Genomic DNA, 280 nt, shown 5'->3' on the forward strand with positions numbered 1-280 from the left:
TTCGGTGAACGCACTCTGGCCACACTGGAGCGTCTTCTGAGCCTGCTGTCGGCCTTTGAGGTCGTGGTATGGATGACGGATGGCTGGCCGCTGTATGAATCACGCCTGAAGGGAAAGCTGCACGTTATCAGCAAGCGATATACGCAGCGCATTGAGCGACATAACCTGAATCTGAGGCAGTATCTGGCAAGGCTGGGCAGGAAGTCACTGTCGTTCTCAAAATCGGTGGAGCTGCATGACAAAGTCATCGGGCATTATCTGAACATAAAACACTATCAGT

1 pseudogene is annotated in these 280 nt (G+C 52.1%); it reads left to right on the forward strand.

Going from position 1 to position 280, the window contains the following annotated elements:
* Positions 1-280, forward strand: a pseudogene (locus ACNQ0W_RS25670) (IS1-like element IS1X4 family transposase); the annotation flags it as partial.

The organism is Enterobacter cloacae complex sp. 6730903, from assembly GCF_048283985.1.
Lineage (GTDB): Bacteria > Pseudomonadota > Gammaproteobacteria > Enterobacterales > Enterobacteriaceae > Enterobacter > Enterobacter hormaechei_C.